The 21,094-nt window shown below is 69.0% G+C and carries 20 protein-coding genes; 7 read left to right on the top strand and 13 right to left on the bottom strand.

Features of this window, described 5'->3' with window-relative positions:
• Positions 1-32 precede the first annotated feature (32 nt).
• Complete coding sequence (locus JWP60_RS04495; RefSeq protein WP_299786897.1) at positions 33-578, bottom strand: hypothetical protein; 546 nt, start codon at positions 576-578, stop codon at positions 33-35.
• Between the two features lie 11 nt (positions 579-589).
• A complete protein-coding gene (locus tag JWP60_RS04500; RefSeq protein ID WP_299786900.1) occupies positions 590-1,804 on the bottom strand; it encodes a zinc-dependent alcohol dehydrogenase in 1,215 nt (404 codons plus the stop codon).
• Between the two features lie 138 nt (positions 1,805-1,942).
• Here JWP60_RS04500 and rocF point away from each other — a divergent pair, with 138 nt between their 5' ends.
• Together rocF and JWP60_RS04510 are read left to right on the top strand one after the other, a co-directional pair.
• Entirely contained in the window at positions 1,943-2,842 is a 900-nt protein-coding gene (gene rocF, locus JWP60_RS04505; RefSeq protein ID WP_299786902.1) for an arginase, read from the top strand.
• 27 nt (positions 2,843-2,869) lie between these two features.
• Positions 2,870-6,034 (top strand): PAS domain-containing protein, encoded by a 3,165-nt coding sequence (locus JWP60_RS04510; protein WP_299786904.1) that lies wholly within the window; start codon positions 2,870-2,872, stop codon positions 6,032-6,034.
• Here JWP60_RS04510 and JWP60_RS04515 read toward each other — a convergent pair.
• The gene (locus JWP60_RS04515; protein ID WP_299786906.1) at positions 6,021-6,377 is read right to left on the bottom strand and encodes a DUF4148 domain-containing protein; all 357 of its coding nucleotides are present in this window, start codon (positions 6,375-6,377) and stop codon (positions 6,021-6,023) included. The genes JWP60_RS04510 and JWP60_RS04515 overlap by 14 nt on opposite strands.
• A gap of 184 nt (positions 6,378-6,561) precedes the next feature.
• Positions 6,562-7,269 (bottom strand): Crp/Fnr family transcriptional regulator, encoded by a 708-nt coding sequence (locus JWP60_RS04520; protein WP_299786908.1) that lies wholly within the window; start codon positions 7,267-7,269, stop codon positions 6,562-6,564.
• A 59-nt stretch (positions 7,270-7,328) separates the two neighbouring features.
• Here JWP60_RS04520 and JWP60_RS04525 point away from each other — a divergent pair, with 59 nt between their 5' ends.
• Positions 7,329-8,903, top strand: coding sequence for an adenylate/guanylate cyclase domain-containing protein (locus JWP60_RS04525; protein ID WP_299786910.1), 1,575 nt, complete (start codon positions 7,329-7,331; stop codon positions 8,901-8,903).
• A gap of 79 nt (positions 8,904-8,982) precedes the next feature.
• Positions 8,983-9,240, top strand: a complete 258-nt coding sequence (locus JWP60_RS04530; protein ID WP_299786912.1) for a hypothetical protein — start codon at positions 8,983-8,985, stop codon at positions 9,238-9,240.
• 29 nt (positions 9,241-9,269) lie between these two features.
• Here the strand turns inward: JWP60_RS04530 and JWP60_RS04535 are convergent, their stop codons facing one another.
• From JWP60_RS04535 to JWP60_RS04550, 4 genes are all read right to left on the bottom strand, one after another.
• Complete coding sequence (locus JWP60_RS04535) at positions 9,270-10,007, bottom strand: class I SAM-dependent methyltransferase (RefSeq protein ID WP_299786914.1); 738 nt, start codon at positions 10,005-10,007, stop codon at positions 9,270-9,272.
• Between the two features lie 94 nt (positions 10,008-10,101).
• Positions 10,102-11,079 (bottom strand): tripartite tricarboxylate transporter substrate binding protein, encoded by a 978-nt coding sequence (locus JWP60_RS04540; protein ID WP_299786917.1) that lies wholly within the window; start codon positions 11,077-11,079, stop codon positions 10,102-10,104.
• A gap of 29 nt (positions 11,080-11,108) precedes the next feature.
• Positions 11,109-12,311 (bottom strand): CaiB/BaiF CoA-transferase family protein, encoded by a 1,203-nt coding sequence (locus tag JWP60_RS04545; RefSeq protein WP_299786920.1) that lies wholly within the window; start codon positions 12,309-12,311, stop codon positions 11,109-11,111.
• Entirely contained in the window at positions 12,304-13,266 is a 963-nt protein-coding gene (locus JWP60_RS04550; protein WP_299786923.1) for a hydroxymethylglutaryl-CoA lyase, read from the bottom strand. The genes JWP60_RS04545 and JWP60_RS04550 overlap by 8 nt, the downstream gene beginning before the upstream one ends.
• A 73-nt stretch (positions 13,267-13,339) precedes the next feature.
• On the opposite strand from JWP60_RS04550, the gene JWP60_RS04555 reads away from it, so the two are divergent.
• The 3 genes from JWP60_RS04555 to JWP60_RS04565 all read left to right on the top strand — a co-directional run bounded on the left by JWP60_RS04555 (position 13,340) and on the right by JWP60_RS04565 (position 17,618).
• On the top strand, positions 13,340-14,239 hold the full coding sequence (locus JWP60_RS04555) for a LysR family transcriptional regulator (protein ID WP_299786926.1): 900 nt from the start codon (positions 13,340-13,342) through the stop codon (positions 14,237-14,239).
• Positions 14,236-16,206, top strand: a complete 1,971-nt coding sequence (locus JWP60_RS04560; protein WP_299786929.1) for an aconitase family protein — start codon at positions 14,236-14,238, stop codon at positions 16,204-16,206. The genes JWP60_RS04555 and JWP60_RS04560 overlap by 4 nt, the downstream gene beginning before the upstream one ends.
• A gap of 158 nt (positions 16,207-16,364) precedes the next feature.
• On the top strand, positions 16,365-17,618 hold the full coding sequence (locus tag JWP60_RS04565; RefSeq protein ID WP_299786932.1) for a sodium:proton antiporter: 1,254 nt from the start codon (positions 16,365-16,367) through the stop codon (positions 17,616-17,618).
• A 141-nt stretch (positions 17,619-17,759) separates the two neighbouring features.
• Here the strand turns inward: JWP60_RS04565 and JWP60_RS04570 are convergent, their stop codons facing one another.
• From JWP60_RS04570 to JWP60_RS04590, 5 genes are all read right to left on the bottom strand, one after another.
• Positions 17,760-18,752 carry a tripartite tricarboxylate transporter substrate binding protein gene (locus tag JWP60_RS04570; RefSeq protein WP_299786935.1) on the bottom strand — a complete coding sequence of 331 codons (993 nt, stop codon included), beginning with the start codon at positions 18,750-18,752 and terminating at the stop codon, positions 17,760-17,762.
• On the bottom strand, positions 18,742-19,563 hold the full coding sequence (locus JWP60_RS04575) for an enoyl-CoA hydratase (RefSeq protein ID WP_299786938.1): 822 nt from the start codon (positions 19,561-19,563) through the stop codon (positions 18,742-18,744). The genes JWP60_RS04570 and JWP60_RS04575 overlap by 11 nt, the downstream gene beginning before the upstream one ends.
• Before the next feature lie 43 nt (positions 19,564-19,606).
• Complete coding sequence (locus tag JWP60_RS04580; protein ID WP_299786942.1) at positions 19,607-20,293, bottom strand: alpha/beta family hydrolase; 687 nt, start codon at positions 20,291-20,293, stop codon at positions 19,607-19,609.
• Entirely contained in the window at positions 20,290-20,472 is a 183-nt protein-coding gene (locus JWP60_RS04585) for a hypothetical protein (protein ID WP_299786945.1), read from the bottom strand. The genes JWP60_RS04580 and JWP60_RS04585 overlap by 4 nt, the downstream gene beginning before the upstream one ends.
• Before the next feature lie 104 nt (positions 20,473-20,576).
• Positions 20,577-20,780: a hypothetical protein gene (locus JWP60_RS04590; RefSeq protein WP_299786948.1), complete on the bottom strand. Its 204-nt coding sequence runs from the start codon at positions 20,778-20,780 to the stop codon at positions 20,577-20,579.
• Positions 20,781-21,094 lie beyond the last annotated feature (314 nt).

The following is a 21,094-nucleotide window of genomic DNA, read 5'->3' on the forward strand; positions in this document are numbered from 1 at the left end:
GTGCGCCGCAACGGCATAACCGCGCCGCAGGGTTACCGCCGCCGCTTGCGCCGGCTGTTCATGATCAGGAGCACGCCGACCATGCCGCCGGCGATGAACGCCTTGCGCATGAAGCCGTGGCGGTTGTGCTTCCATTCGGCCGGGCCACCCATCTCCTTGAACAGGTTGGGCACGTGCCCGTGGGCGAGGTCGTCGAGGATGCCCTCGACCATGTTCACGCGGTCGGCGAACAGCAGCATCAGCCAGTGGCGGATGTCGTTCTCGCTGAAGTGGAAGGCGCCGGCGCGGATCATTCCGGACACGCCCGAGGGCGGCTGCACGGTGCCGAAGACGGGGGTGAGGCCGGGCCGTTCGGTGGAGTGGAAGACCTTCACGTCCGGATGCACGTGCTGGTGCTCGAGATCGTCCCAGTGCACGTTGATGAAGCGCGGTGGCGTGCGCTCCTTCGGATACGCCGGACGCACGGCAGGATCGAGGTCCGCGCCCCAGCCCTGGATGCCGGGAGGCGGCTTGCGCAGGTGGTCCTGCGGCTCCGTCTTCTCGACGTAGATGGTCATGTCTTCGGGGTGGTTGCTCATGGGGCCTCCGCTCAATGCACGTGGTTCTGCGATTGCGACTGCGACTGCGCCACCGCGGGCCGCGCCGGCTCCAGTTGCCGCGCCGAGGGCGGGATCAGCACCGGCTTGATGCAGTTGTCGAGCTTGCTCGAGAAGATGTGATACGCATCGGCCACGTCTTCCAGCGGAATGCGGTGGGTGATCACCTCGCTGGGCTTCAGGCGCCCGGCCTGGATATGTTCTATCAGGCGCGGCAGGTGCCGCTTCACGGCGGCCTGGTTGCCGCGCATCGTCAGCCCCTTGTTGACCAGATTGCCAATCGGCACGAAATTGAAGGTGGGCCCGTAGACGCCGACCACCGAGATGTTGCCGCCTTTGCGCGCCGAGTTGATCGCCCAGTGCAGCACCGTGGCGGCGCCGGCCTGCAGCTTCAGCTTGAGGCCGGTCAGGCGCTGCATCGTGTTGCCGGCCGCTTCGCAACCGACCGCATCGATGCACACGTCGGCGCCCAGCCAGTCGGTCATCTTCTTGATGTGGATCGCCATGTCGCCCACTTCCTTGAAGTTGACGACCTCGCACTGCGCGAACTTCCTGGCGAACTCCAGCCGGTACTCGATGTGGTCGACCATGATGACCCGCCCCGCACCCATCAGCCACGCGGACTTGGCGGCGAACAGGCCGACCGGGCCGCAGCCGAACACGACGACCGTGTCGCCCTCGGCGATGTCGCCCATCTCCGCGGCGTGGTAGCCGGTGGGGCAGGCGTCGGTCAGCAGCACGGCGTCGTCCAGGCTCAGGTCCGGCGGCAGCACGAGCGGGCCGACGTCGGCCATCGGCACGCGCACGTACTCGGCCTGGCCGCCGTCGTAGCCGCCGGTGGTGTGCGAGTAGCCGTAGATGCCGCCGACCGCCGTGGCCTCGGGGTTGACGTTGTGGCAGTTGGAGTAGAGCTCCTTGCGGCAGAAGAAGCAGGAGCCGCAGAAGATGTTGAAGGGCACCAGCACGTGGTCGCCCTTCTTCAGCGACTGCACGGAGGAGCCCACCTCCTCGACGATGCCGGTGAATTCGTGGCCGAAGGTGTGGCCGATGCGGGTGTCGGGAACGATGCCGTGATAGAGGTGCAGGTCCGATCCGCAGATGCAGGAGCGGGTGACGCGAACGATCGCGTCATTGGGATGTTCGATGTGCGGCTCGGACTTGTGCGTGGCGCGGACACGGTAAGGTCCGCGGTATTGCATCGCAAGCATTTCGTTGTTCCTTGGAGTTGATGCGAATCATTCTCCCGACGCGATCTGAGCCTTAGTCATCGCGGATGCATCCTGTATCAATGATCCCCGGTGAAGCGATTTGCGCGGCCACAATGCCTGGTGCAGGAAACGACGACAGTGAGTCTCATCGGTGCGCCGACCGACGTCGGTGCCAGCGTGCGCGGCGCCGGGATGGGGCCCGATGCGCTGCGCGTGGCCGGCATTGCCGAGTGCCTGCGGGCCCACAAGCTGCAGGTCATCGATCGCGGCAATCTCTCCGGTCCACCGAACCCCTGGCATCCGGCCGAGAGCGGCATCCGCCACCTGCACGAAGTGATCGCCTGGAACCGCGTCGTGTTCGACGCGGTACAGACCTCGCTGGCCATGAACCAGGTCCCGCTTCTCATGGGCGGTGACCACTGCCTGGCCATCGGCTCGATCAGCGCGGTGGCCCGGCAATGCCGCGAGGAGCGGCGCAACCTGCGCGTCATCTGGCTCGACGCGCACACCGACGTCAACACGGCGGCTATCAGTCCGAGCGGCAACCTGCACGGCATGCCGGTGGCATGCCTGCTCGGGCATGGGCCGTCGGAGCTGGTGGGCTGGAGCGGCGAGCGCGCCGCCCTGCATGCGGGCAGCATCGACTTCATCGGCATCCGCAGCGTGGACGCGGACGAGAAGCAGGCGATCCGGCAACTCGGCCTGCAGGTCTTCGACATGCGCCACATCGACGAGCACGGCATGCGCAACACCATGACCGAGGTGCTGCAGGACGTGGGTGACGACACGCACATCCACGTGAGCTTCGACCTGGACTGCCTCGATCCCGCCGACGCGCCGGGCGTGGGCACGGGCGTGCGCGGCGGCCCCACCTACCGCGAGATGCAGCTGTGCATGGAGATGATCGCGGACACCGGCCGCCTGCGCTCGCTGGACGTGGTGGAGATCAACCCGGCGCTGGACGTGCGCAACCGGACGGCGGAACTGGCCGTCGATTTCATCCAGAGCCTGTTCGGGGCGTCCACGCTGGCGCGGTAGTCCCGGTAACACGGTAGAGTCGGGGGCGTGAATCGTCCGACCCGCAACACCGGCAGCGAGACCGATGAGGCGCGACGCCTGGCCGCCGTGCATGGCCTGGGCATCCTCCACACTCCCGCCGAAGTGCTTCTCGACAGCCTGACCCGCAGCGCCGCGGCGGCCTGTGCCGCACCCATGGCGATGCTGACCCTGATCGACCGCGACCGGCAGTGGGTCAAGGCGCAGGTCGGCCTGCCCGGACTGGTGTCGCTCCCACGCGCTGACTCGCCATGCAGCGCGGTGCTGGCAAGCGGGAGCTATGTCGAGATCCCGGACATCACGGCCGACCCGCGCTTCGCGGGCCGGTCGGCCCCGCCGGGCACCCCCCCGCTGGCGTTCTATGCCGGTGCGCCACTGGCCACACCCGACGGGCACATCGTCGGCACCCTGTGCGTGCTGGACGCGCAGGTGCGGGCCGGCCTGGCCGACTCGCAGCGCCAGGCGCTGCAGGAGCTGGCGCGTGCGGCGATGCACGCGCTGCTGCTGCGCCAGGCTGCGCACCGCACGCTGCAGTCGTCGAGCGAGCGCATGTTCCGTGAGCTCTCCGAGAGCTGCCCGGTGGGGATCTTCCACTCCGACGCGCAGGCGAAGGTCATCTACGTCAACCCCGAGCTCGCACGCATCTATGGCCGGCCGCGCGCGCTGCTGCTGGGAGACCAGTGGGTCGAGTCCGTGCACGAGTCGGAGCGCGCCGAGATCGTCGGCAGCTGGCAGCAAGCCGTCGCGGCCGGCCGGGTGTTCGACCGCACCCACCGCGTGCGGCGCGGCGACGCCACCGAAGCGCATGTGCGGGTGCGTGGCCAGGCCGTGCTGCTGCCCGACGGGTCCGCCGCCGGCTACGTGGGCACGGTCGAGGACGTCACGCAGGAAGTCGCGGTGCACCGCGAGCTTCGGGCCACCAACGACTTCCTCGATCGCGCCGAGCAGATTGCCGGCGTCGGCGGCTGGCGCTACGACCTGGAGACGCGCGAGGTGCGCTGGACCAGCCAGACCCGCCGCATCTTCGACTTGCCGCCCGACTACCAGCCAGTGGGCGACGAGCACGAGCGCTACTTCGCGCCCGACGTCCGCGAGCGCATGCGCCAGACCGCGCTCGTCTCGATGGAGCACGGCGAGCCGTGGGACGTGCAGGTGCCCATGACCACGGCCAAGGGCCGCTCCGTGTGGCTGCGCTCCATCGGCGAAGTGGAGCGCCGCGACGGCAAGCCCGGCGCGGTGGTCGGCGCCCTGCAGGACGTGACCGAAAGCCACCGCGCGCGCGCGGCGCTGGAGCGCAGCGAAGAGCGCCTGCACCGCGCCCTGGAAGGCTCGGGCATGGCCTTGTGGGACCTGGACGTGCCCAACGAGAAGATCTATCTCTCCGAAGCCTGGTCGCTGATGATGGGCGGCGTGCGCCAGCAGACCGAGTGCACGGCGCAGGAACTGCTGCAACTGGTGCCGCCCGAGGACCTGGGGCACATCCAGCAGGCGCTGGCCGCCGTGCTGCGAGGGGACGCCGGCCAGTACCGCGTGGAGCACCGCGTGCGCCGCCACGACGGCACCTTGCTGTGGCTGCACAGCGAGGGCCGGGTGGCCGAGCGCGATCCGCAGGGCGTGCCCCTGCGCATGGTGGGCACCAACCGCGACATCACGCACGCCAAGGCGACCGAACACGAGCTGCGCGTGGCGCGCGATGCGGCCGATGCGGCCAGCCGCGCCAAGAGCCATTTCCTGGCGACCATGAGCCACGAGATCCGCACGCCTTTGAACGGCATCATCGGCATGACCAAGCTGTTGCTGGACTCGGAGCTGACGCCGGAGGTGCGCCGCAACGCGGACCTGATCGATCGCAGCGCGCAGTCGCTGCTTTCGCTGGTCAACGACATCCTCGACGTCTCGAAGATCGAGGCCGGGCAGATGGACATCGAGCGCATGCCCTTCGACCTGCACCAGCTGGTGCAGGACCTCGCCACGCTGTACCGCCTGCGCGCCACCGAGAAGAGCCTGCTGTTCCGCGTCCGCCTCGATCCCGGGGTGCCGCAGCACGTGGTGGCCGATCCGACGCGGCTGCGCCAGGTGCTGGTCAATCTGCTGGGCAACGCGCTGAAGTTCACGGCCACCGGCTGGATCGGGCTGCACGTGCGCGCGGTGCGCGAAGAGGCGGCCTACGTGCTGGAATTCATCGTCGCCGACACGGGCATCGGCATTCCCGCGGACGTGCAGCCGCAGCTGTTCACGCGCTTCATGCAGGCGGACACATCGACCTCCCGCAAGTTCGGTGGCACCGGCCTCGGCCTGGCCATCGTGCTGCAGCTGGTCGACCTGATGGGGGGCGCGGTGACGGTCAGCAGCTCGCCGCAGCGCGGCTCGCGCTTCAAGGTGACGCTGCCCGTGCTGCCGGCCGAGGAGCCGCCCGCCGCTTCCGTGTGGCAGGAGCTGCCGGCTCCCAGAGGTGGCGCGCGCATCCTGATCGCCGAGGACAACACCACCAACCAGGTGGTGGCCTTCGGGATGCTGCGCAAGCTGGGCTACCAGGACGTGAGCATCGCCAGCGACGGCGTCGAGGCCTGCGCCATGGTGCGGGCGCAGCCCTACGACCTGATCCTGATGGACTGCCAGATGCCGGAGATGGATGGCTACGAAGCGACGCGCCGGCTGCGGGCCTCCGGCTGCACCGCGCCGATCGTCGCGATGACGGCCAACGCGATTAAGGGGGACCGTGAGCGCTGCCTCGAGGCGGGCATGAACGACTACCTCACCAAGCCGATCGACCTGAAGGTATTGCGCGCGATGCTGGAGCGCTGGGCCGGGCCGCGGGTCTCGCAGCTGGCGGAGCTGCCGCTGTTCGACGGCGACGCGATGGATGCACGCTTCGGCGGCGACCAGGAGCTGAAGGACATTGCGCTGTCCACCTTCCGGCAGTCGACCCCGCCGCTGCTCGCCAAGCTGGCCGCCGCGGTGGAGGACGGCAACCGCAAGCAGGTGCAGCTGCTCGCCCATTCGGCCAAGGGGGGCGGCTCGATGATCGCCGCGGACCGCTATGCAGCGATCGCGGCGATGATGGAGGAGGGCGCGACCAGCGCACCTTTCGAGGAACTGCGGCGGCTGCAGGACCACCTGCAGCGCGCCTTCGACCAGTTCCTGGAGGTCATCGCTCCCCTTACTGCGCGTTGACCGGTTCGCCGGCCAGCACCGGATTCACCGGCCGCGCCGCGTGGGCAGCGCGCCAGGCGGCACCGCCGTCTTCGCTGTTGCTGGCGGCCACTTCGTCGCGGTCGCCCAGGAATTCGGCGGTGACCTGCGCGCGGGTCTTGTCGCTGTGGAAGAACTGCAGCGGGTTGTAGTCGCGCGCCCACGGGTTCACGCCCTGCTGCTGGTACTGCTGCAGTTCCGCCCGCACTTCGGCGCGGGTGCGGCTGCCCACGAACGGCGTGGTGTCGACGGTGATGTCGTCGGCCAGCGCGGAGCCGGCGGCGGCAACGAGGATGAGGGCGGCGGTGAGGGTCTTGCGGTTCATGGTGCTTCCTTCGGTTGATGGATGGACTGCTTTGTCCATGGACCGAACTTTAGGGAGCGGCGAGCCCGCTGCATGTGCGTTTGCGCACCGGGGAAGGCAGCATGCTGGGGTGCCTGCGGCAGCCCAGCCTACCTGCTGCGCGGTGCCCTCGTAGGCTGGGCTGCCGCAGGCACCCCAGCAACCCTCAGGCCTCCAGGCGCACCTCCGCCACGATCCGCTCCAGGCGCGCGACATCCGTCAACACCAACCCGGTCCCCTCCTTCTGCAGCAAGCCTTGCCGCGTCAATGCCGACAATTCCCGCGTCACCTGTTCCCGGTACGTGCTCACCTGGCTCGCGATGTCCGCGTGCTTGGGCGCGGGTTCCAGGCGCACGCGGTTGCCCGGGGCGCCGCTCTGGCGCGCCAGGCGCAGCAGCTCCGCGTGGATGCGGTTCTGCACGCCCAGCGTGCTCAGGTCGATCACGCGCTGCGACAGCATGCGCACCAGGCCCGCCAGCCGCTGCAGCACGCGTTCCCGCACCAGCGGCTCGGTCGCAATCAGCTCGCGGAAATGCTCGGGGGTGAGGGAGGCGACCAGCACGTCCTCCAGCGCCAGCACGTCGGCCGAACGCGGCTGGCCGTCGATGGCGGCGAGGTCGCCGATCATGTCGCCGGCCTCCTCGTCGCGAAAGGTCACCTGCCGCCCACCGGCCGAAAAGCTGGTGACGCGTACCCGGCCGCTCACCACAAAGTGCACGTCGCGATCGGGACTGTTCCGGGCCACAATCAGCTGCCCGGGTTCGACCCGGCGCCAGCTGCAGCGCGCGGCGAGCAGCTCCAGCCGCTCCTGCGACAGGCCCTGCAGCAGCTGCACCTTCTTCAGGCCGAACGTCGACGGTTGAACTGTTGCCATCGCTTGCGACTCCCCCTGCGGCGCATCTTAGTGCCCGCCGCCTGCGCCTTGCCTCCGGCATGGTGCTGATGTTCTACGTCGGCACCCACCTGCTGAATCACGCACTGGGCCTCGTCTCGCTGGCCGCCGCCGAAGCCGGCCGCCAAGTGTTCGTCGCGTTCTGGCGCAACCCCGTGATGACGGTGGTGTTCTACGGCGCCATCGTGTTGCATTTCTCGCTCGCGCTCGCGGCGCTGTATGGGCGGCGCACGCTGCTCATGACCTTCACCGAGCTGCTGCGCGTGGTGCTCGGCTTCCTCATCCCTTTCCTGCTGGCGGGGCACTTCGTGCAGACGCGGCTGGTGCATGCGCTGTATGGCGTCGAGGACGACTACCGGCGCAACGTCTCGCTGATCTGGGCGGACGGATCCAGCGTCGCGCAGATGACGCTCGTCACGGTGGCCTGGCTGCACGCGTGCCTGGGCGTGCACTTCGCATTTCGCCATCGGCCGGCCTATCGCAAGTTGCAGACTTCGTTCATCGTCAGCGCGACGCTGCTGCCGATGCTCGCCGCCAACGGCTATCTCGCCATGGCGCGCGAGCTGCAGTCGCTGCCGCCCTACGTGGAGCGCACGAGCGCCGCGCAGGCTGCGTTGCTGCAGTCGCTGGCCAGCGCGATCACCGCCACGGCGCTCGCGCTGCTGCTCGCCACGCTGCTGGCGCGCTGGGCACGCAACGCGTGGGTGCGGCGCACGCAGGGGCTGCTGCGCATCCGCTATCCGGACCGCACGGTCGATGTGCCGCGTGGCTGGTCGGTGCTGGAGGCCAGCCGCGCCAATGGCATCCCGCACCTGTCGGTGTGCGGCGGCCGCTCGCGCTGCTCCACCTGCCGCATCGACGTCGAAGCCAGCGATGCGCCCCTGCCGCCACCCGAGGCCATCGAACAGCGCACGCTGACGCGCATCGCGGCACTGCCGACGGTGCGGCTTGCGTGCCAGTTGCGGCCCGCGGGTGACCTGCAGGTGCGCGTGCTGCTGGGCGTGCGCAGCGGCGAGCGTGCCTTCGAGCCGCTGGGTGCGGCCATGGAGCGCGAGGTGGTGGTGCTGTTCACCGACCTGCGTCGCTGGACCAGCCTGTCGGAGGAGGAGCTGCCCTTCGACCTGGTCTACATGCTCGATCGCTACTTCGAGGTGGTGGGCGACGCGGTGCGCGAGGCGGGCGGCATCCCCAACCAGTTCATCGGCGACAGCGTGATGGCGCTCTTCGGCACCGACACCGACGTGGCGACTGCCTCGCGCCAGGCGCTGGCCGCGGCCGCGGGCATCGCGCAGCGGATGGACGCCCTCAACGACACCATGCAGCAGGAGTTCGGCAAGCGCCTGGAGTTCGGCATCGGCATCCACGCGGGCATGGCCGCAGTGGGCACCGTGGGCTATCGCGAGACGCGCACGCTCACGGCCGTCGGCGATGCGGTCAACACGGCGAGCCGCCTGCAGGAATTGACCAAGCGCTTCGGCACCCGCCTGGTGCTGTCGGAGGACGTGCTGCGCCACGCCGGGCGGCAGGCGAAGGAATGCGTGGCGCACGACATCGATGTGCGCGGCCGGCGGGGCCGGCTGAAGGTCTATGCGACATCCGCGATTCCAGGTGCGTAAGCGCACATCGCGCTGGTCGGCCGGTGCCTAGAGTTCAGGCCATGGACAACGAGTCCATCAACACCGAAAGGACCTCACCATGAACCGCCTCCTCGCCGCCACCGTCGCCGTCGCCTCCATCGCCTTTGCCGGCGCCGCCCTCGCCGACGACATCACCATCGACAACACGCATGCCGTGTCGAGCAAGACCCGTGCGGAAGTGCGCGCCGACTACCTGGCCTCGCGCCAGCAGGTTGCCGCACTGACGCGGGAAGACAGCGGGTCGCAATACTTGGCAGCGCGTGCGCAAGCCGAACGCGCTGCGCTGATTGCCGGCCGCAACACGACGGCGCAATAAGCGCCGATGTCATTGGGGGCGTGGCCCGCTCAGGGCCCCGCTGCCAGCCACGGCTCCTTGCTGACCACGAAGTAGGTTTCGGGGTTCGAGAGGGAACCGAGCAAGCGAACCGGGCTGCCGGCGATGTGTCGCATGTGGAACTCGGTTCCCAGCCTTTTGCGCAGCCGGCGGTAGTCGAACCCCATGTGATGGAAGTGATACTGTATGCCGCTTGCGATTTCCGCGACCGGACGGTCCGTCGGCGGCATGCCGAGGAAGGAAAGGAAAACGTTCCTCGGCGTCGCATCGAACTTGCCATAGCGGCGCGTCATGCGGAACAGTCCCTTGTAGAGCGCCGGCAGTCCGATTTCGTTCGGAACGCCGATGATCCCGACGCCGCCGTCGTTCAGCAAAGCCTTGATCTGCCGCAGTGCGTCGCTCGTCTCCCTGGGTGGAAGATGCTCGAAAACTTCCAGGCAGAACACGACATCGATGCTTCCTTCCGGAACGCAGGAGAGATCGCCCTCGAACTCCACGTTCGTGAGCCCGCGCAAATTCTGCTGCGCCTCCACCAATAGCGATGGCGTGGGTTCGTAGCAGATGATCCTGGCCTGGGGATATTTCGGGGCGAGGACCTTGCACAGTTCGCCACTACCCGCGCCGAAGTCGCAAATCGTCGCGTCGGATCGCAACTCGCCTGCCAACCTCAATGCGGTGCGCAGGCGGCTCATCTGCAGCCAGCGCTTGATCGGGTTTTTGTCCTTGAATGTCAGGTCGGAGTAGCTCATTGACGCGGGTGTTGGAACTGTGGGAACGAGCAGCAAGTGCGTACCACAGTCTTCCAAAAAACAAGCCCGGCGTCGCCGGGCTTATTTCACCGCGTTACTGTGGCTCCAGTCCCACCTTCTTCACCAGCGCCGCGTATTTCTGCATTTCCGAGCGGAAGGCCGTCTGCGCCTGCTCGGGGCTGCTGATGCGGATCGTGTTGCCCTGCCTGGCCATCGTCTCCTTCACGGCCGGATCGGCAAAGGCGGCGACCACCGCCTCGTGCGCCTTCTTGACGTGGGCCGCGCTCATGCCCTTGGGGCCGATCACCGCGAACCACGCTTCCAGCGTGAAGTCCTTCAGGCCCTGCTCGGAAAACGGCTGGATCTCGGGCGCCGCCGCAACGCGCTGCGGCGCCAGCAGGCCGATGGCGCGCAGCGCGCCGCTCTTGATCTGGCCTTGCACGCTGGGCAGGGCGGCGGTGGCGAAGTCGATCTGGCCACCCATCAGGTCCGTGACCATCGGGCCCACGCCCTTGTAGGGGATGTGGCGCGCGGTCGCGCCGCCGGCCTCCAGCACCATCTCGCTGGCCAGGTGCAGGATCGTGCCGTTGCCACCCGAGCCGAAGTTGTACTGGCCCGGCTTGGCCTTGAGCAGCGCGAAGAATTCCTTCGCATTGCTGGCGGGCAACTTGTTCGGATTGACCACCAGCACCATCGGCGTGGAACCGACCAGCGCGATCGGCGTGAAGTCGCCCGGCATGTCGAAGGGCAGCGACTTGATGACGCTCGGAAAGATCACCACGTTGTTCGACACCACGGCCAGCGTGTTGCCATCGGGCGCCGAGCGCGCGAGTGCCTGCAGGCCGACGATGCCGCCGGCTCCCGGCTGGTTGTCGACCACGACGTTGGCGCCGAGCGCCTTGGACAGCGCCGGGCTGGCCGCGCGCGTGATGGCATCCACGCCCGAGCCGGTGGCATTGGGCAGGATGAAGCGGACGGTGCCGGACTGTGCCAGGGCGCTGGCGCCGGCGGCGGATGCGGCAAGGGCCAGCAGCACGCTGCGGCGCGAGAAAAAGGGTGGCTGCGATTGCACTTCGATGTCTCCTGGGAAGCCGTATTGTCTCAGGCCACGACGGCCCTCGAAGTCAGGCCGTCGATGTCGGCCTCGGCCACGCCCAGCGAGCGCAGCAGCTCGCGCGTGTGCGCCCCGAGCTTCGGCGGATGGAGCCGCACGCCCAGGCGCTCGCCCGCCATCGTGAAGGGCAGCAGCGTGGTCTTCACGGTCTCGCCCGCCCTGGGCCCGTCGGGCAGCGTGACGTCGGCGAGGCCGCCGGTGGCCAGCAGGTGCTCGTCGTCGAACAGGTCTTCCGGACGCCGGATCGGCGCGAAGGGCAGACCCGCGCGTTCCATCAGCGCTGCCAGGTCGGCCGCCTTGCGGTGTGCGAGCCGTTCGCGCAGCGTGGCCAGCAGCCGCGGGCGCTGCACCACGCGCAGGTTGTTGGTGGCCAGCTCGGGCTCGCCCTTCAGGTCGGCAAAGCCGAGGATGTCGCAGAACTTCTCCCACTGCGCATCGCTCACCGCCGCCAGGAAGATCTGTTCACCCTCGGCCACGGTGAACACGTCGTACACGGCCCACGGGTTGTCGCGCGCCGGCAGGGGCGCGGCGGGCTTGCCGGTCATCGCGTACTGCAGCATGTGCTGGCCCACCAGGAACACGTTGTTCTCGTACAGGGCCGACTGCACCTCCATGCCGCGGCCGGTGATGCCGCGCTGGATCAGCGCGCCCAGCACGCCGATGGCGGCGAACATGCCGCCCATGATGTCGTTGACGCTGGTGCCGGCGCGCAGTGGATCACCGGGGCGGCCCGTCATGTAGGCCAGGCCGCCCATCATCTGCACCACTTCGTCGAGCGCGGTGCGATGGTCGTAGGGCCCGGGCAGGAAGCCCTTGCACGTGGCGTAGATCAGCTTCGGATTCGCCGCGCTGAGCGAGGCGTAGTCCAGCCCGTACTTCTCCATCGTGCCCGGCTTGAAGTTCTCGGCCACCACGTCGGCGCTGGCGCACAGCTTGCGGGCGAGCTCCGCGCCTTCGGGCGCGTGCAGGTCGATGCCGATGCTCTTCTTGTTGCGGTTGAACAGGGGGAAGAAACCGGAGCCGGCACCGAGCAGGCGGCGGGTGCGATCGCCCGCTATCGGTTCGACCTTGATCACTTCGGCGCCGAGGTCGCCCAGCACCATCCCGCAGGTGGGGCCCATGACCATGTGGGTGAATTCGACGACCCGCAGCCCTTGCAGGGGCAGCGTGGCCGGGCGGTTCTCAGGCATGTGCAACTTCCTTCTTCATGGTCCGGGGCAATCCGGTCTTCCAGATCGTGCCGTGGGTGGCTTCGCCTTGCAGCCAGTGCGCGACCTTGGCCCGCAACGCCAGCAGCCTGTCGAAGTCCAGGCCGGTTTCGATTCCCATGCTGTGCAGCATGTAGGTGAGGTCTTCGGTGGCCACGTTGCCGCTGGCGCCGGGCGCATGCGGGCAGCCGCCGATCCCCGCCGTGCAGGCGTCGAAGCGGCTGATCCCGAGTTGCAGCGCGGCATACACGTTGGCGAGTCCCAGGCCACGCGTGTCGTGGAAGTGGCCGCAGACGAGGCGATCGCCGGCCACCTTCAGCACGCGCTCGAACAGGCGCGAGACCATCGCCGGGTCGGCATAGCCCACGGTGTCGGCCAGGCTCACGGCATCGACGCCGGCATCCAGCGCGGCCTGCACCAGACGCACGACTTCTTCCGGTTTGACCTCGCCCTGGATCGTGCAGCCGAAGGCGGTGCTGATGCCGACCTCGATCTGCGTGCGCCGGCCCGAGGCGTCGCGCTCGGCGCGGATGTTGGCGATCTCGGCCAGCACGTCGTCGGGTGCCTTGCGCAGGTTCGCCAGGCTGTGCGCGTGGCTAGCCGACAGCGGCAGCAGCATCATTTCCGCGTTGGCTTCCAGCGCGCGCTGCGCGCCCTTGAGGTTGGGGACGAGCACGGTGGCGCGCAGGCCGGGCAGGGTCTGCGCGAAGGCCAGCACATCGGCCGTGTCGGCCAGTTGCGGCAGCAGCCTGGGCGGCACGAAGGAGCCGACCTCGATCTCGCGTTGGCCGGCGGCATAGGCGTCGCGGATCCATTCGATCTTGGCGGCGGTGGGCACGATCGTGGCGACGCTCTGCAGGCCGTCGCGCAGGCCCACTTCGCGCACGACCACGCGGCGCGGCAGGGCTGCCATCGCGGAAGAAGGGGTAGCGTTCATGCCGCAAGTTTAGAATTTCCCGAACGAGCCGTTGCCTCCCATTCGGAACGACTGCGTTCCGATCGGGAACATCTTGCGCGATTTCGACCTCACCACGCTGCGCCTGTACGTCTCCGTCTGCGAGACGGGCAACATCGCGCGCGCCGGCGAGAAGGCCAGCATCGTCGGCTCCGCCATCAGCAAGCGGCTGGCCCGGCTGGAGGAGCAGGTGGGCACGCCGCTGCTGGTGCGCAAGCGCCATGGCGTGGTGCCAACTGCCGCCGGGCAGACGCTGCTGGAACACGCGCGGGGCATGCTCGATGGCGCCGCGCGGATCGAGCGCGACATGCAGGCCTACGTGGCGGGCGGCCGCGGCCAGGTGCGCATCCTGGCCTCGGTGTCGGCCATGACCGAGTCGCTGGCCGACGACGTGGCCACGTTCCTGCGCCAGGGCCCGCATCGCAGCATCCGCGTCGACCTGGAGGAGCGCGTCAGCCCGGAGATCGTGCGCGGCATCCGCGAAGGACTGGCTTCTCTGGGCGTGTGCTGGGACGCCACCGACCACGCCGGACTGCAGACCCGCCCCTATCGCCGCGACACCCTGTGCGTGGTCGTGCCCAAGGGCCATCCGCTGGCGCGCCGCAGCGCCGTGCGCTTCGCCGATACGTTGGACTACGAACACGTGAGCCTGCCGGTGAACAGCGCCGTGCAACTGATGCTGCAGCGCCAGGCGGTGCAGCGCGGGCGCAGCGTGAAGCACCGGGTGGTCGTGAGCAACTTCGAGGCGGCCCTGCGCGTGGTGCGCGCCGGCCTCGCCATCAGCGTGGTACCGCGCGAGGTGGTAGCCCCCACCGCGCTCGCCATGCTGCGCCTGCTGCCGCTGGCCGAGCCCTGGGCCGAGCGGCGTTTCATCCTCTGCTTTCGCGACGCCCAGTCGCTGGCGCCGGCGGCGCAGCTGCTGGTGGACCATCTCGCCTCCCTGGCCCCACCATGAACGACACCCTGGACCTTGGCGCCACCCCGCGCATCCTCTTCCTGTCGCAAGACGGCGAGGCGATGCGCGCGCAACTCGCCGGCGAGCGCCTCACCCGCGCGCAGGCCGGCGCCCTGCGTGACGACGTCAGCACCGACGAGATCACGCCGGTGCGCATCATGTCGCACTACGACGAAAGCCTCGCGCGCTTTCCCTACACCGGCTTCACCACCGCCGATGGCGCGACGCCGATTGCCGCCGGCGCCGTGCCGGCCGCCGGCTTCCAGGTCACGGTGAGCGGACGCCGCTACGGCAAGGGCAGCTCGCGCGAGCACAGCCCGGCGGCGGAGAAACTGGCCGGCATCCGGCTGGTGATCGCCGAAAGCTTCGAGCGCATCTACCGCCAGAACGCCGACAACATCGGCCTGTTCACGACCACCGACTTCGGCCTGGTCGAGCGGCTGCAGCGCGGCGAGGCGATCCCCATCGCCGAGCTGGTGGCCGGGCGCGACGCGCTGGCCGCGGCGATCCTGCGCAGCGGCGGGCTGCTGCGTTTCGGCCAACAGCATCTGCGCGACGCGCAGCCCGTCGCCACGCCGGCAGCGGGTCGGCCCTTGACGCTGTTCGAGAAGATCGTGCAGCGGCACATGCTGCGCACGCCGGTGACGCCCGATGTTCCGCAGGCGGGCGAAGGCTGTTTCTTGCGCGCCGACTGGCGCTTCATCCATGAGTACTACACGGGCATGGCGGTGCACATGCTCCATGCCACCTTCGGCCCGGCGATCCCCTTGCGCGACCAGGACTCGATCGTCGTGTTCGAGGACCACACCTCGTACCTGGAAGAAAGCCCCGCGCATGCCGGCTCGCCGCTGCTGCCCAACATGCATCGCATGTGCGAGGCGCAGCGCGTCTTCGTCGCTGATTACGATCTGCGCCACCACCGGACCCTGACGGAGGAAGAGGCGCGCAGCGACGCTGGCCGCAACAGCGCCGGCATCTCGCACGCGATGATGGCCGAGCACTATGCCTTGCCCGGGCAACTGGTCTGCGGCACCGATTCACACACGCCGCACAGCGGCGCGCTGGGCTGCGTCGCCTTCGGGGTGGGCACCACCGACATGGCCAATGCGTTCGTCACCGGCGCGGTTCGCCTGACGATGCCGCGCGTGCTGCGGGTCGAGCTCGATGGCACGCTGCCGCCGGGGGTCGCGGCCAAGGACATCGCGCTGCACCTGCTGCAGCTGCCCACCATCCGTGCCGGCGGCGGGGTCGGCCAGGTGTTCGAGTTTGCCGGCAGCGCGCTGGCCGCGCTCTCCACCGACGAACGCGCGACGCTCACCAACATGACGGCGGAACTCGGTGGCCTGACCGGCATCGTCGAACCCGATGCCGAGACGGTGCGCTTCCTGCGCGAGCGCCGCGGCGTCGACTTCACGCTGGAGCCGTGGATGAAGAGCGATGCCGGCGCCCGCTACAGCGAAGTGCTGCGCGTGGATTGCGCGGCGCTGTCGCCGATGGTCGCCCGCCCCGGCGACCCGGGCAATGGCGTGCCGCTGTCCGAGCTGCGCGAGCGCGTGCCGGTGGACATCGCCTACGGGGGCTCGTGCACTGCGGGCAAGCGCGAGGACTTCGACCAGTACCACGCGGTGCTGGCCTGGGGCCTGGCGCAGGGGCTGAGGGTGCCAGCGCACGTGCAGCTGTTCCTGCAGTACGGCACGACGGCGGTGCGCGACTACTGCATCGCGCAGGGCTACGACCGCACCTTCGCCGCGGCCGGCGCGCGCATCCTGCAGCCCTCGTGCGGCGCCTGCGCGAACTGCGGCCCGGGGTCTTCGAGTGCGGCTGGCCAGGTCACGGTGAGCGCGATCAACCGCAACTTTCCCGGCCGCTCAGGGCCCGGCCAGGTGTGGCTGGCAAGCCCGGCGACGGTGATGGCGAGCGCGTTGGCGGGGGAGTTGGTGTCGTGGGCGGAGTTGCGGGCGCGCTGAAGTTGGGGCGCTTTCGTAGGCTGGGCTGCCGCAGACACCCCAGCGATCGCGCAACCAAATGCTGGGGTGCCTTCGGCAGCCCAGCCTACAGGGGCCGCTTGCCGTACCCCGACCGCGGCGCGATTCGGCTAAGGTAGCGCGGCCTCGTTGCGCACGCCATGTCCTTTCTCGAACTCATCGGCATCCTGCTCACGGCCGTCGCGGTCCTCGGCTATTTCAACCATCGCGTGCTGCGCCTGCCGGACACCGTCGGCATCACGGCGATGGGCCTGCTGGTGTCGGTGCTGCTGGCCTTTGCCGGCAATGCCGTGCCCGGTGCTTCGGCCTGGGCGCGCGAACTGGCCGACCACTTCGATTTCCCCGACCTGGTGCTGCACGGCATGCTCAGCGTGCTGCTGTTCGCGGGCAGCCTGCACGTGAACATCGCCGAACTCGCGCGGCAGAAACTGCCGGTGCTGGTGCTGTCCACGGTCGGCGTGGTGCTGTCCACTGCGCTCGTCGGCGCCGGCGCGTATGCACTGCTGCAGGCCCTGAACGTCCCCGTGCGGCTGGAGCACTGCCTGCTGTTCGGGGCGCTGATCTCGCCGACCGACCCGATCGCCGTGCTGGGCGTGCTCAAGACCGCCGGCGTCCCCAAGGCCCTCGAGATGGACATCGCCGGCGAGAGCCTGTTCAACGACGGCACCGGCGTGGTCGCCTTCCTGGTGCTGCTTGGCATCGCCACCGGCAGCGCCGAGCCGACGCTGCCCGCGGTCGGCCTGCTGCTGCTGGTGCAGATCGTGGGCGGCCTGGCGCTGGGTCTGGCGCTGGGCTATGTCGCCTTTTTCATGCTCAAGGGCGTGGACAGCTATCCGGTGGAAATCATCATCACGCTGGCGCTCGCGACCGCCGGCTACAGCCTCGCCGAACACCTGCATGTCTCGGCGCCGCTCACCGTGGTGGTTGCCGGCCTGGTGATCGGCAACCACGGCGCCCGCAGCGCGATGAGCGAGCGCACGCGCGAGCACCTGTTCTCCTTCTGGGACCTGGTCGACGAAATACTGAACCTGGTGCTGTTCGGACTGGTCGGCCTGCAACTGCTCGCGTGGAGCAGCGACGAGGTCGCCTGGCTGGCCGCGGCCCTCATCGTGCCGGTGGTGCTGCTTGCGCGCTTCCTGAGCGTGGGCGTGCCCGCGCTCGCCCTGCGTCCCTGGCTGAAACGCCGCACGCCCCATGCGGTGAAGGTGCTGACCTGGGGCGGCCTGCGCGGCGGCATCTCGGTGGCGCTGGCCCTGACGCTGCCCGAATTCTCCGGGCGCGACACGCTGGTGATGGGGACCTATGCGGTGGTGATGTTCAGCCTGCTGGTGCAGGCGCCCACGCTGGGGTGGTATCTGGACCGCCTCGGCCTCGGGCGGTCCTTGCCCTCGTAGGGTGGATCTCGCGCAGCGAGCTCCACCGTGCGGCGGTCCAGTGACGCGCTGCGCGCCCGCTGGGGTGCGGCTTCGCGCGCATCCCAGCCTACACCCTCTGGGTCCCGGCTTCGCCGCAACCCACCCTGCCAAGTCAGGAAATCACTCCGCCTTCGCCCCCGAATCCTTGGCCAGCTTGGCCCAGAACCGGTTCTCCTCCCGCACGAAGGAAGCGAACTCCGCTGGTGAGGACGAAGGCGAGACGTCGGTGCCCTCGCGGGCCAGCGCCGCCTTCACTTCCGGCTTTTGCAGCGCGAGCTGCGCGGCGTCGAACAGCTTCTTCACGACTTCGGGCGGCGTGCCCTGCGGCACGAAGAAGCCGTACCAGAAGTCGATGCGGTAATTCGGCAGGCCCGCCTCCTTCATGCCGGGCAGCTCGGGCACCAGCGGGAAGCGATCCGCGGTCGTCACGCCCAGGCCCACCAGGCGCCCGGCCTTGATCTGTGGCAGCACCGAGGGCGGCGTGGCAAAGGTCACCTGCGTGTCGCCGGCAATCACCGACTGCACCGAGGGGCCGCCGCCCTTGAAGGGAATGCCGGTGAGGTCGGTGCCGGCCAGCTGGTTGAACAGCACGCCACCCAGGTGCGGCGCCGAGCCCATCCCCGCATGCGCGAAGTTGACCTTGCCCGGGTTCTTCTTCGCATAGGCGATCAGCTCGGGAATCGACTTCACGCCGATCTGCGGATTCGCCGCCACCACCAGCGGCGAGGCCGTGAGCTTCGCCACCGGGACCAGGCTGTGCGCCGTGGGCGCCCGCTTGGGATCGATCGCGGGATTGACCGAGATCGCGCTGGGGCTGGCGATCAGCACGGTGTAGCCATCGGGCGCTGCCCTGGCGACGAAGTCGGCGGCCAGGCTGGAACCGGCGCCGGGCTTGTTGTCGATGATGACCGGCTGGCCCAAGGCACGTGCCAGCGCGTCGCCGACGCTGCGGCCCACGTAGTCGGCCGCGCCGCCGGGCGTGAAGCCCACGACGAGACGGATCGGCCGGTCGGGCCAGTTCGTGGTCGGCGCGGCGGTCTGCGCCGCGACCGGGCCGCCGAATGCGAAAGCCAGCGCCAGGCTGGTGGCAAGCACGCGCATGTCAGTGGCCACGGAACACGGGCTTGCGCTTTTCCATGAAGGCGCGGCGGCCTTCGGCGTAATCCTCGCTCTCGAAGCAGTCGAGGATCAGGCGCTTGCACCGGTCCATGTCGAGGTCGGCATCGTCCTTGAGCATCTCCTCGATGATCTTCTTGCCCGCATGCACGGTCAGCGGGGCGTTGGCGGCCAGGGTCGTGGTGTATTCGGCGAGCAGTTCGCCCAGCGCCTCGGGCGCGGCCACCCGCGTGACCAGGCCGACCGACCTGGCCTCGGCCGCGTCGATCTTGCGGGCCGTGAAGAACAGGTCCTTGGCGACGCCGACGCCCACCAGGTTCACCAGGTTCTTCAGCGCCGAATAGCGGTAGCCCAGCCCGAGTCGCGCCGCCGGAATGGAGAACACGGAATCGCTGCTGGCAATGCGGAAGTCGCAGCTGATCGCCACGTTGACGCCGCCGCCGATGCAGAAGCCGCGGATGCAGGCGAGCGTGGGCTTGCCGCAGCGGTAGATCGCCATCAGCGCTTCCTCGGCCAGCACCTCGTAGACCTTGACGGCCTCGCGCGCCGCCCGCATGTCCTCGAACTGCGAGATGTCGGCGCCCGAGACGAACGCCTTTTCGCCGGCGCCCGAGAACACCACCAGCCGCACGGCGGGGTCGTCCTCGGCCTGCGCCAGCAGCGGCGGGATCGCCTGCCACATGTCCACGGACAGCGCGTTGTGCTTGGCGGGATTGTTGAAGCGGATGTGCAGCGTGGACGTTTCGGTCCAGACCTGCACGCGATCGGTGGGCGACGTGTATGCCGCCGGAGCAAGGGCCTCGGTCATGCGGCGCAGTATCCCGCGTGCCGGGCCTCGCGCGGATCGGGTATTACCCGCCGGGCGTCACGCTGGCCATCCACCGCGCCGTCGCATCCAGCAGTTCCTGCAGCACCTGCGCATCCGTGCGCCCCGAACGTGCCAGCACATGGAACGCATGGTCCGCACCTTCCACCACGTGCAGCGTCGCGCGCGCGCCCAGGCTGGCGTGCACCTGCCGGATCAATCCGAGGTCGGCCAGTGCATCCCGCGTGCCTTGCAGGAACAGCATGGGCAATTGCACCTGCTGCAGGTGCGCGGCCCGCGCCGTGGCAGGCTTGCTGGCCGGGTGCAGCGGAAAGCCCACGAAGACCAGGCCGCGCACGCCGGCCAGCGGCTCTTCCGCTTGCGCCTGCGAACTCATGCGGCCACCGAAGGACTTGCCGCCCGCGAACAGCGGCACACCCGGCAAGCGGCGCGCCGCTTCCGCCACCGCGCAGCGCACGGTGGCCTGGGCGCGTGCCGGCGAATCGGGCCGCTTGACACCGTGTTCGGCAAAGGGAAACTGGAAGCGCAGCGTGGCGATGTGGCGCTCGGCCAATCCCTGCGCGAGCGAGGCAAGGAACATGTGCTGCATGCCTGCGCCGGCGCCATGCGCCAGTACGAGGGCCGCATGCGGAGGGTCCGGCAGGTCCAGCAGGGCCGAGGTGGTGGCGCCTTCCGGCAGTGCAAGCCGCAGCGGCTCGGCGGCCGGGCTCACCCGCCGTGGAAGCCGTCGAGGATCTTGGGGTCCGGCTTCTCGGGCTGGATGGTCGAATCGTTGGTGCGTTCGGGCGTATTGAGCTGGCGACTGCGTTCTTCGGCTTCGCGCAGCTTCGCCTGGGCCTCTTCGGGCGGATGCGGGTTGGCGTTGTTCAGGTCGGACATCTTGATCTCCATGAGCCCGATGCTAGGCGGCTGCCGCGATGCCGACATCAGCGCGGGGCCGCGCTGCGTGTAGGCAAGGCCGCGCAGCGCGCGGCACCTTTGCTGTGAGTAGCGCTTCAGTGCAGCCGCGATTCGACGGCCGGCACCGACAGCTCGCGGCCGACCATGGCGCGGGCGTACAGGTAATTGTTGCGAGCGGACTCGCTCATCGCGTCCATGTTGACCTGGCCCTTCGGGTCGCACGGGAAGGCGTACCCGCGGCCGCTGTGGAACAGCGAACGGAAGCAAAGCTGGTAGGCGTTGGTCGTGGTTTCGAACATGGTGCTCTCCGCGGTCTGTGATTGGCTGCCTCTTGGCATGCATTCACTATCGGCGAGACGCAGGCGCCTTGGGATCAGCGCATGCTGTATCGCAGGCTCGGCGGGCACCGATTCCAAGGCGGGATGCAGGCCGAGCCGGCATAGGACCTGTCCTATGCAGCGAAAGCTTTCGGCGTATGCCCGGCGTCGCCAAGCGCCCGGCTCCCATGACGCTCATCCGCTGGAATGCCCGCGCTAGCGAGCACTTTTTACGTAGGCTGGCGCTGAGCCCGGCCAAGCTCAACGGTTCCCGAGCTGCCGCGCAGCAGGTCGAA

Origin of the sequence: Ramlibacter sp. (assembly GCF_028291745.1) — a bacterium.
Taxonomy (GTDB): Bacteria; Pseudomonadota; Gammaproteobacteria; order Burkholderiales; family Burkholderiaceae_C; genus Ramlibacter.